This window comes from Cupriavidus sp. 05N38 (genome assembly GCF_056397345.1).
In genome coordinates, this window is sequence record NZ_JBFTNF010000002.1 from 461,898 (window position 1) to 477,823 (window position 15,926).

Annotated in this window: 8 protein-coding genes; 2 read left to right on the plus strand and 6 right to left on the minus strand. The window is 70.5% G+C overall.

Annotated elements, in window-relative coordinates; genetic code table 11:
* Position 1: 1 nt before the first annotated feature.
* Complete coding sequence (locus tag AC1DK4_RS03060) at positions 2 to 925, minus strand: DMT family transporter (protein WP_441611835.1); 924 nt, start codon at positions 923 to 925, stop codon at positions 2 to 4.
* Between the two features lie 355 nt (positions 926 to 1,280).
* Between AC1DK4_RS03060 and AC1DK4_RS03065 the strand changes: the two genes are divergently transcribed.
* Positions 1,281 to 1,598: a PadR family transcriptional regulator gene (locus AC1DK4_RS03065; RefSeq protein ID WP_441611834.1), complete on the plus strand. Its 318-nt coding sequence runs from the start codon at positions 1,281 to 1,283 to the stop codon at positions 1,596 to 1,598.
* 662 nt (positions 1,599 to 2,260) lie between these two features.
* Here AC1DK4_RS03065 and AC1DK4_RS03070 read toward each other — a convergent pair.
* Positions 2,261 to 5,467: a bifunctional diguanylate cyclase/phosphodiesterase gene (locus AC1DK4_RS03070; protein ID WP_441611833.1), complete on the minus strand. Its 3,207-nt coding sequence runs from the start codon at positions 5,465 to 5,467 to the stop codon at positions 2,261 to 2,263.
* 299 nt (positions 5,468 to 5,766) lie between these two features.
* Between AC1DK4_RS03070 and AC1DK4_RS03075 the strand changes: the two genes are divergently transcribed.
* Entirely contained in the window at positions 5,767 to 7,737 is a 1,971-nt protein-coding gene (locus tag AC1DK4_RS03075) for a sensor domain-containing diguanylate cyclase (RefSeq protein ID WP_441611832.1), read from the plus strand.
* A gap of 25 nt (positions 7,738 to 7,762) precedes the next feature.
* Here AC1DK4_RS03075 and AC1DK4_RS03080 read toward each other — a convergent pair whose 3' ends face one another.
* The 4 genes from AC1DK4_RS03080 to bcsB form a co-directional block, all read right to left on the minus strand.
* Positions 7,763 to 8,092 carry a hypothetical protein gene (locus tag AC1DK4_RS03080; protein WP_441611831.1) on the minus strand — a complete coding sequence of 110 codons (330 nt, stop codon included), beginning with the start codon at positions 8,090 to 8,092 and terminating at the stop codon, positions 7,763 to 7,765.
* Between the two features lie 83 nt (positions 8,093 to 8,175).
* Positions 8,176 to 12,498 (minus strand): cellulose synthase subunit BcsC-related outer membrane protein, encoded by a 4,323-nt coding sequence (locus AC1DK4_RS03085; protein ID WP_477131381.1) that lies wholly within the window; start codon positions 12,496 to 12,498, stop codon positions 8,176 to 8,178.
* Positions 12,471 to 13,685, minus strand: coding sequence for a cellulose synthase complex periplasmic endoglucanase BcsZ (bcsZ, locus tag AC1DK4_RS03090; RefSeq protein WP_441611829.1), 1,215 nt, complete (start codon positions 13,683 to 13,685; stop codon positions 12,471 to 12,473). The genes AC1DK4_RS03085 and bcsZ overlap by 28 nt, the downstream gene beginning before the upstream one ends.
* The coding region (bcsB, locus tag AC1DK4_RS03095; RefSeq protein WP_477131382.1) for a cellulose biosynthesis cyclic di-GMP-binding regulatory protein BcsB at positions 13,682 to 15,926 on the minus strand (2,245 nt) is incomplete at its 5' end. The genes bcsZ and bcsB, both read right to left, overlap by 4 nt.

Below are 15,926 nucleotides of genomic sequence, written 5' to 3' on the forward strand. Positions count from 1 at the left end.
CTCAGGGTCGTCCGGACCCTGGTACGGCCGCCGCCACGGGCGCAGCCGAGGCCGGCCTCAGCACCAGCCAGACCGCCAGGCCGATCAGCGCGCCGCCGACGGCGTGCGCCCACGACAATTTCTCGCCCAGGAACAGCGCGCCCCACACGATGCCGAACGGCGGGATCAGGAAGGTCACGGTCAGCGAGCGCACCGGGCCCAGGTCCGCGATCAGGCGGTAATAGAGGATGTAGGCGATGGCAGTGCACAGCATCCCTACGCCCAGCATCGCCAGCCACACCCCCGCCCCGGCGGCCGGAAGCGTATTCTCGCGCCACAGCGCGACACCGCAGAACGGCAGCAGGAACAGCGTGGCGCCCACCATGCTGCCGGTGGCCACCAGGCGGCTGTCGAGCCCGCCCTGCGCCGTGATCCAGCGCCGCGCCAGGAAGCCGGCCAGCCCATAGCAGGCCGTGGCCACCAGGCAGGCGCCCGCGCCCAGCAGCACCTGTGGCGTGAAGGCCACGGGGCCGGTACGGGTCAGCACCCCCACCCCCGCCACGCCAAGCACCACCCCGCCTGCCTTGGCCAGCGTCAGGCGCTCGCCGAAGCACAGCGCGCCGATCAGGACGCCCATCAGCGGCGTCATCGCATTGAACACGGCGGAATAGCCGGCCGGCAGCCACAACGCCGCAAACGCGTACATGACAAACGGAATGCCCGAGTTGATCACGCCCAGTGCCATCGCCGCGCGCCACTTGCCGCGCATATCCCAGCGCACGCGCATCAGGGCAAGATAGGCCACCAGTGTCAGCCCGCCGACCAGCACGCGCAGGAAGGCAGCCGTGAAGGGGCCGAGCACCGGTGCGCCGATGCGCAGGAACAGGAAACTGGCGCCCCAGATGGCGGCCAGGCTTAGCAGGCGAAACAGGTCGGCGGGTCTCATGGCTTCGGGGCTGACGGGAGATGGCCGGATTAGACGCGCGGCCGGGGTGGGATGCAAGCTGCTTTCGGACATCTGCCTGCGCGGAAATGCCCGTAAAAGATGCGTTTTCGCCTCATCCGTGTCACTTCGCCGCGGACTGCCCGGCAGCCGCCCCACAAAAGAGGGGTGACTCAAATGGGACGTGACAAGCCGTATTAAGTTATTTTAAAATCTGGTCTGCGCCAGAGTTAATTGACCCCTCCGACGCATTCCCGACAAGCCGCCACATACGTGGCGGCTTCTTTTTTTTGCGGCGCGTGATCCACAACTATAAATCAACGTCAACCGCAATGGGAGATCCCGCGTTTGCAGCGACATGAAACGACAGTTCCTTGGCTTGCTCGCCCGCATCTACGTCCTCCAGTTTGCCGTCGAAGTACCGGCCACCGTGGCCATGCTCGCCGAAATGCTGATGGAGTACGGCTTCCAGGTGGATATTGGTTCCGTGCGGCCGCTGCTGCGCGCGCTGCAGATGGAAGGGTACATCGAAAGCGTCCTGCGCGACGGCATCGGACGTGTCTACCTGATCACTGAACGCGGGCGCGAAGAACTGCGCAGCAGCCGCGCCCATGTGGACGAACTGTACCGCCGCCTGCACGCGCGCCCGGACCCCTCGGAAGTCGCCAACGGCTGAGGCTGGCGAGATGGTGGCGCCTCCTGCCTGGCGCCAGCAGGGATCCACGGGCCGCCGCGCACCCGCTGTGCACCCGCTGCGTACCCGTTTCTGCGTGGCCAAGATCGGCTCCCCGACATGACAAAGACCCGGACAAGGCAGCGCAGATCGCACCGCCGTTCCCGGGCCGTGGTCTTCCATGCGTGACCGGCCTGCGGCTCGCGCCGGCTGCAGGCATCCCCTGCTGCCTCACTTCTTCTCGGCCTTGCCTTCGTAGCGCTTGCCCCACTCGGCGAGGCACCGTCACGTTGCCGAAGCGTTGTCATTGGACGTGGGGATGAAGACGACGAATTCGCTCTACCGCGGTCATCGATTCGCTGCAGCGGTCATCAGTCAGGCGGTCCGCTAGTAATTCCGCTTCCACCTGAGCCTGCGCGATTATCGAGGAGCGGTTATTCGCTATGCCAAACTGACAACGCCGAACCGCTTGCCTACCTGTTCGACCGCGAGGAACGCGCGGCCCGGCCCGGACCCACCTGCCTGCATGAATGAACACCCCTTGGTGCCATGATGACAACTGGCAGCTTAGGGACGGTGCGTGCCATGCAGATGGCAGTCGGGCAAAGAATGCCGATGCAGGTATCGGCGGATTTTGGACCGGCCCGCGCGGGCGGCCCCCGGGCTTACTGGTTGGACGCCACCCGCTGCGCGCGCGCCGGCATGGCCGCCCCGCCCCCGGCCGCGCAGATCTCCATCAGCCCGCTGAGCGGCACGGCCTGGCAGAACAGGTAGCCCTGCACGGCGTCGCAGCCATGCTCGCGCAGGAAGGCGAACTGCGCCTGCGACTCCACCCCTTCGGCCACCACCTGCAGATGAAGCTGGTGGCCAAGCGTGATGATGGCGGCGGCCACGGCCTGGTGATGTTCGTCGTGCGCCACGTCGTCGACGAAGGACTTGTCGATCTTGAGCTTGTCGATCGGCAGCCGCGTCAGGTAGCTCAGGCCCGAATAGCCGGTGCCGAAATCGTCGATCGACAAGCCCACGCCAAGCGCGCGCACGCGCTCGAAGGTATCGATGGTCTTGCTGCCGCCTTCGATCAGGATGCCCTCGGTGACCTCGATGGTCAGTGCGCGCGCGGGCAGCCCGGCCGCCTCCAGGCACTGCGTGACCATGGCGGGGAAGCCGGCCTGGCGCAGCTGCAACGGCGAGATATTGACCGCCACCTCCAGCTCCAGCCCCAGCTGGCTGCGCAGTTGCTGGATCTCGCGGCAGGCGGTAGCCAGGATCCACTCGCCCAGCGGCATGATCAGCCCGCTCTGCTCGGCGATGGGGATGAACTCGGCCGGCGGGATCACGCCGCGCTCGGGCGTCGCCCAGTGGATCAGCGCTTCCACGCCGGCAATGCGCAGCGTCGCGGCGTCGACGATGGGCTGGTAACGCAGCCTGAACGCCTGCGTGGCCAGCGCGCGCCGCAGCAGGCCTTCGATGGTGAATCGCGCCATCGAGGCCTCCGCCATCTCGCTGGAGAAGCGGCTGAGCTGCGCGCCACCCCGGCGCTTGGCCGCGTACATGGCGGCGTCGGCATTCTTGAGCAGGTCGGCCAGGTTGTCGCCGTCGTCCGGGCACAGCACCATGCCGATCGACGGCGTCACGCGCAGGCGCTGGCTGCCCAGCTGCAGTTCTTCCGACAGGCGCGCCAGGATCTTGGCGGCAACCAGTTCGGCCTCGCTGTCCTGGGCTACGGCATCGAGCACCACCACGAACTCGTCGCCGCCCATGCGCGCGACCAGGTCGGCGTGGCGCACGGCGGCCTTCAGGCGGTCGGCCACGATGCGCAGCACTTCGTCACCGATATGGTGGCCCAGCGACTCGTTGATGCGCTTGAACTGGTCCAGGTCCAGCAGCAGCAGCGCGATGCGTTCGCCCTTGCGCAGCGCGCGCTGCAGCACGAGTTCCGTGCGCGCATGCAACTGGGCGCGGTTGGGCAGGCCGGTGAGCGCGTCGTGGTGCGCCAGGTGGCGGATGTACTCGTCGGCGCGCTTGCGCTCGGTGAGATCGTGCGCGATGGCGAGGTAGCCGCCGCCATCGATCGCCGCGGCTGCCTGCACCGTGCCCTGCCCCGCATCGTGCGCCGGCGTGCCGGGCAGCGCCGTGAGCGTCAGTTGCACCGGCAGGCGCGAGCCGCCCTTGCGCACATAGGTCCATTCCTGCTCGTCGGCGAGCCCCAGGCGCGCCTTGCCGATCACGGCAGGCAGGCCGGCGGCGACCGGCTCGCCCAGTTCGCTGCTGAGCGTGGCCGCGCGTGCCGTGACTTCCCCTGCGTCGAGAAAATCGAGATAGCGCATGCGCCCGGCCACTTCGCTGGCCTGGTACCACAGCATGCGCTGGCCGGCGCGGTTGAGGCCGGTCACGAGCCCGTCGCGGTCGAAGGTGATCACGCACAGCGCGGTATGGTCGAGCACGCGCGCGCTGCGCTCGGCCTGTTCGGCAGCCGCCAGTTCGGCGCGGCGCACCGCGCTCAGGTCGGTCACGATCCACAATACGCGGCCGGCCCCTGCGGCAGGCACCGGCGTGGCTGTCACGCGCACCGGAAACACCGTGCCGTCGGCCTTGCGCGCGGGGGTATCGATGCGGCCTGCGAGCGCGCCCCCGGCCAGCGTGACGGCCTCCGGCAGCAGGGTGGCGATGGCAACGCCCGCGAACTGGTCGCGCGCCTTGCCGAACATGGCCGTGGCAGCGGCGCTGGCAGTCTGCACGCTGCCCTGGTCGTCGCACACGAAAAAGGCGTCGGTGGCGCCGGCCAGGCCGGCGCGCTGCAGTGCGCCGTCGGCCTGGCGCGCCTGGCGCGCCCGCACCGCCAGCTGCCACGCGCGGCGTTGCTGGCGAGCCAGCGCCAGCACCAGCCAGGCCAGCAGTAGCGAGGCCAGCAAGCCGCCTGCCAGCACCAGCAGCGCGCGGCGCGGCCGGTGCGCGGCCTCGAAGGCGGGCATGGTGGCGCCGCGCAGGATCCACACGCGCCCGCCGAACGTCAATTCGCGTTCGGCCTCGATCATCGGTGCCGGCGGGCGCAGGTCGCCCGCCGCCGGTTCGGCATCGCCGGCCAGGAACGTGGCAGGCGCGGCATCGCGCCCGTCGAAAAGCATCAGCGAAAGCGATCCGGCCGCGGGCAGGCTGACGCCGCGCAGCAGATCGTCCAGCCGCAGCGCGGCATACACGTAGCCGGTCACCGCCTGGCGGCGCTGCGCCGTCGTATTGAGCGGCAGGCCGTTGCCATACACCGGCATATAGATCGCTGCGGCGCGCTGCGGCGCCTGTGCCTCGCTCTCGCGCACCGTTTGCAGGCCGGCGGTGAGGCGCGCCTCGCCGCTGTCGCGGGCGGCTTCGGCCGCGGCGCGGCGCGCGGGATCGCTCAGGATGTCAAAGCCGAGTCCGCGCGTGAGGCGACCCGAAAGCGGCTCGACAAAGACGATGGGCGCATATTCGTCGCGCGCGCCGCGCGGGTAGACCTCGAACACGGGCACGCCTTCGCGGCGCATGGTCTCGCCCAGTCGCTCCAGGTCGCGCGCCGCGGTCAGGCGTGCATAGCCGATCGAGTGGGTACCGGGCGGCAGGTCGTCGACCTGCGTGGTGTACAGGTAGTTGCGCCACTGCGCCCGTGTGATGGCGGGATCCGCGGCGAACAGCCCCGTGGCGCCGCGCAGCAGCTGCTCGTTCTCCTGCAGCCGGCGCTGCAAGGCGCTGAAGACCGGCGTGTAGTACCCGTCGAAGTCGTCGCGCGCCACTTCCCGCTCGAGCGCGCGCATGCCGTACCACGCGCGGCCCGTGACCAGCGCGCCGGCAGCGGCAACCAGCAGGGATAGCAGGACAGGCGAGAGTGAGGGCAGTTTCATGTATGGAGTTGGCGCGATTGTCAGCCCTCAATCAACCCTCAAGGCTTCGCCCTGCCGCCGCCGGGCCACGAGGCACTATACCTTGGCGGCCATGGCTCGCCCAGCCCTGGCGCACCGGCGCAACGTGCGATGCCACACGCACATGCCGCGGCCCCGGAACGGGTATGCCGGGCTCGCGCATGGCTGGCGCTTGTGGTAGGGTTGCCGGGCCCGCAACCCCGCCGAAGCCGGACGTCCCGGTAGCCATGCGGGCAGGCCGGCCAGCAGGCACGCGCCATTTCCCGACTTTGCCGGCCAGCATGCCATTCGTTTCGCTTTCCCTGAAGGCGCGCCTCGCGCTGATCAGCACGGCGCTCGCCGCCGTGCTCGGTACCGGCATCGTGCTGGCTTCGCTCTATTACGCGCACGACGACCTGCGCGCCGCGCTGCAGGACCAGCAGGACTCCATCGTCAAGCTCGCCGCCAACCAGCTCGACACCGCCATGGAAGACCGCATCACGCTGCTGTCCCACCTGGCACCGCAGCTGGTCGGCAAGCTGACGCTTCCCCGGCCCGAACTGCGCCGCTTGCTCGAGAGCCGCATCCCGGTCCCGGCCACCTTCAATGCCTTCATGGTCGCCGACGCCCAGGGCAATATGCTGACCCAGGAGGGCGTGCCGGTGAGCATTGCCGACCGGGACTACTTCCGCCAGGCCGCGCGCACGCTGGAGCCTGTGATCACGCCACCGATCCGCGCCCGCACCAATGGCGCGACCGGCGTGCTGGTGGCGGTGCCGGTCATCTCCCCGCAGGGCGAATTCCAGGGCCTGCTGGGCGGCTGGCTGGATCTGTCCAGCGCCAACTTCCTGGTCGAGATCACGCACAACCGGCTCGGCACCACAGGGTTTTACTGCCTGGTCTCGGCCGGGCGCACGCCGGTCTATGTCCGTCACCCGGATTCTTCCAGGGCGATGCAGCCGGCGCGCGCGCTGGGCGACACCTGCGGCGTGGACGACCGCAGCGGACGGGCCGAATTCCTCGCGCCCGAGCGGCCGCTGATCTCGCGCTACCTGCTGGAAAGCACCGGCTGGGAGCTGGTGGCGGTGCTGCCCGCGCGCGAGGCCTTCGCCCCGCTGCATGCCATGCAGGGGCGCTTCCTGGGGCTGGCGCTGCTGGCGCTGGCGGTGGTGGCGCTGATGATCTGGCTGACCCTGCGCCATCTGCTGGCCCCGCTCACGCGCCTGCACCAGGTGGTGCGCGAGAGCGCGCACGACCTCGCCGCCTACGAGCGGCTGCCGGCCCAGCAGCACGACGAGATCGGCGACCTGGCGCGCGCCTTCGCGCAACTCATGCGCGACGTGCGCCAGCGGCGCGAACAGCTCGACCTCAGCGAGCGCCAGCTGCGCGCGGTCACCGACACCCTGCCCGCGCTGCTGGGCTTCGTCGATACCGAGGAGCGCTACGTCTTCAACAACCTGGCCTACGAGCGGACCTTCGGCATCCCCGTCAGCGAGCTGCGCGGCATGACCGTGCGCGAGCTGATCGGCGAGGCCCGCTACGCGCGCTCGCGGCCGTTCCTGCAGAAGGCCCTGGCGGGCACCGCGGTGACCTTCGAGGTCGAGGACAGCGATCCCGAATACCGCTGCATGGAGACCAACCTGCGCCCGGAATGGAATGCCGACGGCAGCAAGGTCATCGGCGTGCACGTGCATGTGCAGGACGTGACCCAGCGCAAGCTGGAAACCATGCGGCTGTCGCGCATCTCGCGCCTGGACCACCTGACCCAGCTGCTCAACCGCAGCGCGTTCGAATCGCTGCTGCAGGCGGCCATGGCGCGCAGCCGCGAGGACGGCCGGCTGATTGCGCTGCTCTACCTGGACATGGACCGCTTCAAGGCCGTCAACGACTTCCACGGCCATATCACCGGTGACCTGCTGCTGCAGGCCTTCGGGCGGCGCCTGCAGCGCTGCGTGCGCGAGCGCGACGCGGTGGCCCGGCTGGGCGGCGACGAGTTCGCCGTGGTGCTGGAGGATATCGGCGGCGCGGCCAATGCGCGGCGCATCGCCCAGGCCATCGTGCATTCGGTCAGCCGGCGCTTTTTCATCGACGGCGTGTTTGCCGATGTGGACGTGAGCATTGGCGTGGCGCTCTACCAGGGCGCCGAGATGCCCGACCAGGAACTGATGCGCCAGGCCGACACCCTGCTTTACCGCGCCAAGGCCGCGGGCCGCGGCCGCTTCGAGATGGGCCCGCCCGAACTGCTGGAACACGACGGCGGCGCCGCGTCCTGAGCCGGCACGGCGCGGGACCGCCTGCCTACTTGCCCTCGAACGGCACGTGCTTGCCGTCGCGCGACTGGTAGCCGAGCCTGGTGTCGGCACCCATCATCTTCTCCCAGGCCACCATGGCATCCGCGACGGCGTTTGGCTCGCCCTTGAACACCAGCACATCGTTGCCGCAGTTGGGACACTGCCCGCCGAACACGGCGTCGATGCCGCGCAGGTTGGGCGCATCGATGGCGTCGAAGGTGCTGAAGGCGGTCTTGCACGCGCCGCACACCAGTTGCGCGGGCCGCATGCCCTCCAGTTTTGCGCGGGCCTGCTCCGCGCGTTCTGCCTGGCTGCCCCGGCGTTTTGCTTCACCCATGATGCCCTTCCTTTCTACAGCCGATTTGCTGCGCTATCTCTGATTAAGTTGATGGCCGGTCCCGCCCATCCCGCCCACCGCGCTCAGAACGGCAGCGGGCCCACCGCGGAATGCGGCGCCGCCGGCGGGAACGCGATCAGCCCGGTCTGGCGCTGCAGCGCATAGCGCACGTAGACGCCGGCATACCACTGGCGGTAGTCACGCGCGTTGTCGATGCCGAGCAGGCCGCCGACATACAGCTGTTGCGCCGCCTGGTACTCGACCGAGCCCACCAGATTGTAGGCCAGGCCGGTCTTGGACTGGCCGGAATAGACAGCGTTGGTCGAGTTGGTCAGGCCCTTGCTGTTGGCCGTGGCCACCGCCGCGTTGGCCGCCGACTGGGCTGCCGCATCGGTCGGGAAGTAATTGGAATCGTCTTCGCGGAAGGCCTGCATGCCCAGCGCGCCGCGCACATTGTAGGCCAGCCGGCCGGTGCGCCCCGTCAGTGACAGCGGCACCGTCACGGCGAAGTAAGTCTGCGGGCTGAAATAGCCGCCCTGCCCGAAGGTGAAATAGCGCAGGTTGTCGGCATAGCCCATCGACGTGAAGTTGACCCCGCTCATCAGGCGCTGGTCCGGGCTATCGATCACGCGCAGGTAGAAGCCGCCGCCGCCTTCCCAGCGCGTGTTGCGCTTGACGTCGTGGCCGGTCAGCAGGCCGTAGCCACCGTAGCCGTAGATGCCGAAGTAGCCATCGTCCCAGCCCAGGTCGGCGCGCGCGCTGCTGTTCATCACCCCGCCCCACTGCAAGCCTACGCGCTCGTCGCGCACGCCCGCGTAGGACAGCAGGCTGTCCGTCACCGGGCGGCGCGATGCGCCGAGCGACAGCGTGGTGCGCTGGCTCAGCGGCAGGTTCAGCCTGGCACCGGTGTTGACATCGGCGTAGCGAAATCCCAGCGGCGTGCTGCCGATATCGGCGGTGATGCGCTCGGACTCATACGCCACGCCGAGCGCCACGCCGAAGGCGTTCTGCGGCCCGGCCGAGGCGGATTGCAGCGGGGTGCCGGCCAGGTTGACGGGCGTGCCGTTCACCCCGTAGGCCAGCGGGCCGCCGCCGAAGCGCGAAGCATTGTTGAAGTCGCTGCCGACCGAGCCGCTGTCCAGCGCGACCGGCGTCACGCGCGCCACCAGCTTGCCGTTGCCGGCCGCGACCTTGGCTTCGGCCACGACCTGCATCTCGGTGAGCTGGCTCATGCCGGAATCGCCGTTGCGCCCCCGCAGCATGGGGCCGCCGGCGAGCGTGCTGGAGCGCTGCGATTCGATCTCGTTGAGCTCCTGCAGCGCAGTCTTCGGCCCGGTCGGATTGGCCTGCGAGTCGGCCTCGGCCAGCCACGGCGCGCGCGACTGCGCGCCGAATGGCTGGCGGGCAGGTGCGGGCGCACTGGCGGCCACTGGCGCAGGTGCGGACGCGTAGCCGCCGGCAGCCGCCGCGGCCTGCGGCACCGGATACTGGCCTTGATACTGGCCGGCACCCTGCGCCGCGGTTTGCGCCTGATATTGGGCAGGGTATTGGGCCGCATACTGAGCCGGATACTGGGCCGCCTGCTGCGCGCCCTGTGCCGCCGGATAAGCCGGATAGGCACCGTAGCCCTGCGCCGCGCCGCTGGCGGCGGTCGTGCTGCCCCGCGCAGCCTTGCCGCGCGTACTGGCGCTGGCGGCAGGGGCGCGCGCCGGCGCGGGCGCCTGTTGCGCGGGATAGTAAGCCTGCGGTGGCTGGATGGCCGGCGCCATCGCCGGCGCGGCGGCACCCACCGGTGCCGGGATGTAGGGCTGGCCATAGGCCTGGCCGCCGGTATTCATCATCACCGGCGCCGCCATGACCGCCTGGGACTGAGGCTGGGCCGCGGCCACCGGACCCGGCACGGCGAGATACGGCGCCTGCGAGCCGGGCAGCGGCAATTGCGAGCTGGAGCGCTGGCCCGGCAGCCCGACGAAGGGATTGGACGGCACGCGGTCGAAGCCCGCGCCGCCCGGGCGCCCCGCCGGCGGCGCGCCCGCCGCGGTCTCGGCCGCCACCGCGGCGCGGAAGTATTCCGCCGCGCGCGCGGTCTTGCCCTCGGCGCGGTAGAGCCGCCCGGCGGCAGTCAGCACCTTGGGCGACCTGGGCGCCTGGGCCAGGGCCATCTGCAGCGTGCCCTCGGCCCAGCTGTACTCCTTGGCCGCGGTGGCGGTGCCGATCGCGGCCAGCATCAGGTCGAGGTTGCGCGGGTCCTTTTCCAGCACGCTCTCGTACAGCGAGAGTGCCTTCTTGTTCTCGCCGGCCTGCGCGTACATGCGCGCCAGGCTGGCACGCACGGCGCTGTTGCCGGGGCGCTCGGACAGCGCCGGGGCCAGCATGTCGTACGCCGCCACCAGGTCGCCGCTCTCGGTGAGCGCGTCTGCCTGGCGCACGATATAAGCCACGCGCAGGTCGTCGTAGTCGCGCCGCTGCGACGCGCTCAGGTTGGCCGCGGCAAGCTGGCGCAGCACGCCGGCCAGCTCCACGTCCTGCCTGGTCTTGAGCAGGATGGCGGCGTACTGCAGCTGCATGCCGATATCCGGGCGCGGAGTGCGGCTCATCACGTTGCGCATCAGCGACAGCGCGCGCGCCTCGTCGCCGGCATCGGCGTAGGCCAGGGCCAGTGCGCCGAGCTGGTCGGCATCCTGCTGGGCGTAGCGCTCGGCCTCCTGCAGCACGGCCAGCGCCGCGGGCTGCTGGCCGGCCGCGGCCAGGCCGCTGGCGCGCTCGGCCTCGGCGTGCACCCACAGGCGGCGCTGCAGGGTGCCCATGTCGCGCGTGCGGTTCTGCGGCGGGATGCGCTCGAGCGCATCGAGCCCGCTCTGCCATTCGCCGGTCTCGGCCGACAGCAACGCGCTGGCGTAGAGCGCGTCGGGCATGTTCGGGTTGGACAGCAGCAGGCCGTCCATGATGCTGCGGGCCTGTTCCTTGAGCCCCATCGCGGCATAGGTGCGCGCCACGTCGAGCCGCACCCACGGATTGGTGGGGTCGGCCGCCATCGCGTCTTCGAGCGCGCGGCGCGCGCCCGCGGTATCGCCGCGCTGCAGGGCAGCGCGGGCCTGGCCGCGCGCCTCGTCGGCGCGCAGCTTGCCGAGCGAACCCACTTTTTCCTGCTGGGCCGGCGTGAGGTTCTGCACGATGGCGAGCGCCTCCGCGCTCTTGTTCTGCGCGGACAGCACGCCGACCAGCCCGCGCGTGGCGTCGGGATTGTCGGGCTGCTGCTTGAGCACGCGCCGGTAGGCGGCTTCGGCCTGCGCGTACTGGCCTTCCTCGGCCATCAGGTCGGCCAGGGCCACCTGCGCGGACGGCTCGCGCGCATCGAGCTTGATGGCGCGCTCGAGCAGGCGGCGCGCCTCGGCGCGGTTGCCGCCGTTGCGCGCAGCGGTAGCCTGCTCGGACAGCAGCCAGTAGGTGGCGCTGTTCTGCGCGCTGCGGTAGCGCCCGCCCGCGCCGCGCCTGGCGGCCTGGTCGAAGTAATCCACCGCCTCGGCGAACTTCTCCTGCTTGAGGCGCAGCACGCCCATGCCGCCGAGCGCATCGGCGTCTTCGGGGCGCTGCGCCAGCGCGGTCTGGAAGCGTTCGCCGGCACGCTCCAGATCGCCGGCATCCATGGCGTCGAAGCCCTGCTGCACGATCTGGCGTACCGGGCTCGCGCCGGCGCCAGCCACGCGCGTGGCCTCCTGCTGCTGTTGCTGCGGTGCCTTGACCGCATCGAGCTTGGCGCGGATGGTGGCGTCGTCAGGATGGCCGGCCAGCCAGGCCTGGTACAGCGATACATCGGCGGGCCGGCCGCCCAGCCAGGTCAGCGCGCGCCGCCAGCTTTCGGCGGCGGGGCCGGCCACGTCAGTGCCTTTCGAGAGCGCTTCGAGCTGCCGGATGCCGTCGCGGCGGGTCGCTTCGCGGTAGGTCAGGTGCTGCGCCAGCGCGAGCTGGGCGCGGTTGTCGGACGGGTTGGCGCGCGCCAGTTGTTCGAGGCCCTTGCGCGCCTCCTCCCAACCCTGCGCGGTGCCGCCCAGCGTCTGGTAGTACTCCAGGGCCTTCTTGAGGCGCTCCAGGTATGTGCGCGCGCTGTCGGCGCGGCCGGCTTCGGCCTCGGCCACGCCCATGCCATAGAGCGCTTCAGGCTGGTTCGGGTTGAGCCGCAGGATCTTCTGCCAGGCTTCGGCGGCGCGATCGCTGCGCCCGCGTTCCTGCCAGTACCTGCCCTGGTCCACCAGCAGCTTGACCGGATCCTCCTGCGCGGCCGCGGCGGCGGCGAACGCGGCCAGCAAGCTCAGCACGAGCGTCTTCGCGCGCAGGTTCTTCGCGCCTTGCCCCAGCGTAGAAAGGGTCGCGCGTCCGTTCACGGCCGGGCGCTTGCGGTTCTGCATGTCTTCTCCCACTCCAGCTCCAGTTGGCCCGAGGGCGCGAACCGGTAGCGGCCTTCGGCAAAGCCGAGGCCGAATAGTCCTAGTACGGTGTCGTAATACGTCGCGGCGGGTTTCCCCGCGTCGAGCATGGTTTCCGCGCGCGTGCGCTGCGCCGCCGCGGCCGGCGATCCGGCCGCCTGCAGGAAGGGCACCAGCGCGGCGGAAAAACCCAGGGGGCCATCGCCCTCGAGCGCGCCGCTGTCGGCGTGCATGCGCTCGGGCGGCGCGGCGCGGCCCACCATGCGCTGCGCCTGCGGCGCCAGCGCCTTCATCAGCACGCGGCCGGCGGCATCGCCACGCGGCGTCATGCCTGCCCACAGGTAGACACGGATGGCGTCATAGCTGCTCACATCCCCCTTGAGCGGATCGGTGAGCAAGCCGTAGCCGGACGGGTCCGCGCGGTACGCCGACCAGTCCGGCACGATGCCCTGCCTGGCCACCCCTTCGACCAGCTTGCCGGTCTGCGCCGCCAGCGTGCCCCACGGGCCGGACGGGTCGGCGCCCGCCAGCCGGCGCAGCAGCGGCACCGGCAGGTAGCTGGCGTTCAGGCGCCACTGGCGCGGCCCGTCGTCCTTGCCTTCGGCGAAGCCCTGCGGGCCCGGCAGCAGCATGGCGCCGAAGCCGGGCAGCGACACCACTTCCTGCTTTGCCACGAGCTTGAGCAGCGCGCGCGCCTGCTCGGCGTAGCGCGGCTGGCGCCACAGGCGCGCGGCCTCCAGCAGCGCGAAGGCGAACCACAGGTCCGCATCCGCCGCGGGATTGGCGTCGATCACGCCCCACGAGCCGTCGGCGCGGCGGCCCCACTGCCACGCGGGCAGCTTGTCCTGCAGGTTGCCCGCGCCGAGGTTGGCGATGCTCCATTGCCAGAGGCGGTCGAAGGTGGCGCGGTCGTTGGCGACCAGCGCGAACACCATCCCGTAGGACTGGCCTTCGGAAGTGCTGTGCTGCTCGCGCGTGGACGGGTCGAGCACGCGGCCATCGCCTTGCACGAAGCGCGCCAGGAATTGCTGGTACAGCGGCCAAGGACAAGCGGCGGGCACGGCGGCGGCGGCCAGCACGGGCCAGCCGCCCAGCGCCGCCAGCGCGCCGCAGGCACCGAGTCCCGGCAGGGCCGCCAGCCAGCGCCGGCGCGGGCGATTCACCTTCACGCCTGGTCTCCCCGCTTGCGCCGGCTGGCACGCGCGCGCAGCGACAGGAACAGCAGGGCCGCCAGCAGCAGCGCGGCGCCGCCGATCATCAGCACCATGGCCAGCGGCCGCTGCGACAGCCACCACTGCACATAGGTCCACGGCGGCAGCTTGCCCACGTAGTAGTTCTGCTGGGCGGCCAGGCTATCGACTTCCTTGCCGCGTACCAGCGCCAGGCTGCCCTGCACATGGGTGACCTGGTCCGGATCGAGCAGCACTTCGGTCAGGGCCTGCAGGCCCTGCGGCGCATTGCTGGCCAGCGCCACCACGCTGCGCCCGCTCGCCAGCGGCGACTCGAACGCGCTCAGCGCGCCGTCGGTGCTGGCGCTGCTGATGGACAGGCGCGTCTCGAGCGGGCGGTTGCGCGTGCCGTCGGCGCCGTTCCACCACCCCATCACCGTGGAGACGACGTCGGTCAGCGCAAAGCGCTTCTCGTTGCCCGCCAGCGAGACCGGCATGCGCTCGGCCCATTGGGTGAACAAGGGCTGGTTCTGCGTGGTGCCGATCACCAGCAGGTCGCGCGCGGCCTGCTTGTCCACCTGCGCCGCGGCGGCCACGGCCACCCCGGTGGCGGGGTAGCCGGTGGATTCGCCCATGCGGCCCATCAGCGTCAGGTAGGCCGTGTAGTCTTCGGCACCGGGCTTGTCCGGCAGGATCACCGCGGTTTCCGAGAGATCGGCCAGGCGCGTGAACGGGAAGCCGCTGTTGCCGAACACGGCGAGGTCCGGCAGCGCGATGAAGTGCGACAGGCCGGTGACGTCGATGGTCGAGTCAGGATCGATGGCGCCCTTGACGTTGTCCAGCATCACGTCCTTGCAGGCGCCCTGCTTGAGGTAGTCGTAGTAGAAGTGGAACTGCAGCTGCGACTGCGCCGGCAGCATGAACAGCGGCAGCTCGATGCGCTCGCTCACGGGCACCGAGCCGTCCGGCAGGACCTTGGCCAGCAACTGGCCGGCACGGCCGTCCTGGTTCTTGACCGCGCGCAGCGCATAGGCGCGCAGGAACTGCCGGTTGACGTTGATGTTGAGGGTGGATTTATCCACCACGGGGCGCGGCGTGTAGCGGTACTTGAGATCGATCGGGATGCCCTTGCTGCGCCAGCCGAACAGGTCCGGCGGCAGGCGGAAGTTCACCCGCACGAGATCCGGGTTGTAGCCCGAGACATTGAGGTCGCGTACTTCGGCCAGTTCGCCGAAGCGCACCGGACGGTCGCTGCGAATCCAGTTGGGCGCATCGTACGGCACGCGCGGCGCCACGTCGTCGAGCTTGTTGATGGTGGCGCTCTGGCCGGACAACGCGCGCGCGCCCAGCGTGAGCGCGCGCGCGGCGGTCTTGAGCTCGGCGCTGTCGCGGCCCATCACCAGCAGCAGCTTGGCATTGGCATCGCCGGGATTGGGCACCACGGCGATCGACGGGCCGTTGATGGCGGGCACGGGCACGCCGGCGGGCTTTTCCTCGCTGGTGACGAACACCACGGCGTTGCCGCTGGCCGGCACCTGGTTGAGCGTGGCGGCGAACGACGCGCCGCGATAGCCGGCCAGCGCGCCGAACCACGACGACACCGTGCCCGCGGCCTCCAGCGTGGCGGCCGACGGTGCCCCCGCGAACACGAACGGCAGCTTGAGCCGGCCCACGTCGCGGCGGTCGAAGAACGGCAGCGGCAGCAGGGCCAGGTCGTTGGCCAGCGCCACCGGCGTCAGCGTGAGCTCGAGGACGCTGCTGTTGCCCACGGTGGCCCACAGGCTGGAGTGGAAGGGGTCTTCGCAGTCGGTGGTGTAGTGGCCGATCAGCTGCAGGTTGAGGCGGTTGAACTCGGTGATCAGGCGCGGCTCGATGGCCAGGTCGCGCTCCAGGCTGGTGCCCGCGGTTTCCTTGGGCACCGGGACGGTCGCGGCCACTTCGCCGTTGACCATCACGTTGATGTGCGACAGCGCCGGGATCAGCGCCGGCGAATACGTGTAGCGCAGCTTGAGCCGCGCCGCGGTGACCACCTCGTCGGCGCGGATCGAGAAAGGCACGCCGTTGATCGCGTCCACGCCGCGCAGCTGGAAGGGCGCATCGGCGCCGAGCTGCTTGAGCGTGATCTGCACCGTGCGGCTGCCGCTGCGCGGTGCGGCGGCGGCCGGCGCTGCGGCGCCGGGCGCCTGCGCCGCAACCGAGCTGCGGCTGGTGTCCGGCCTGGCGGCGCGCTGCGCGCCGGCC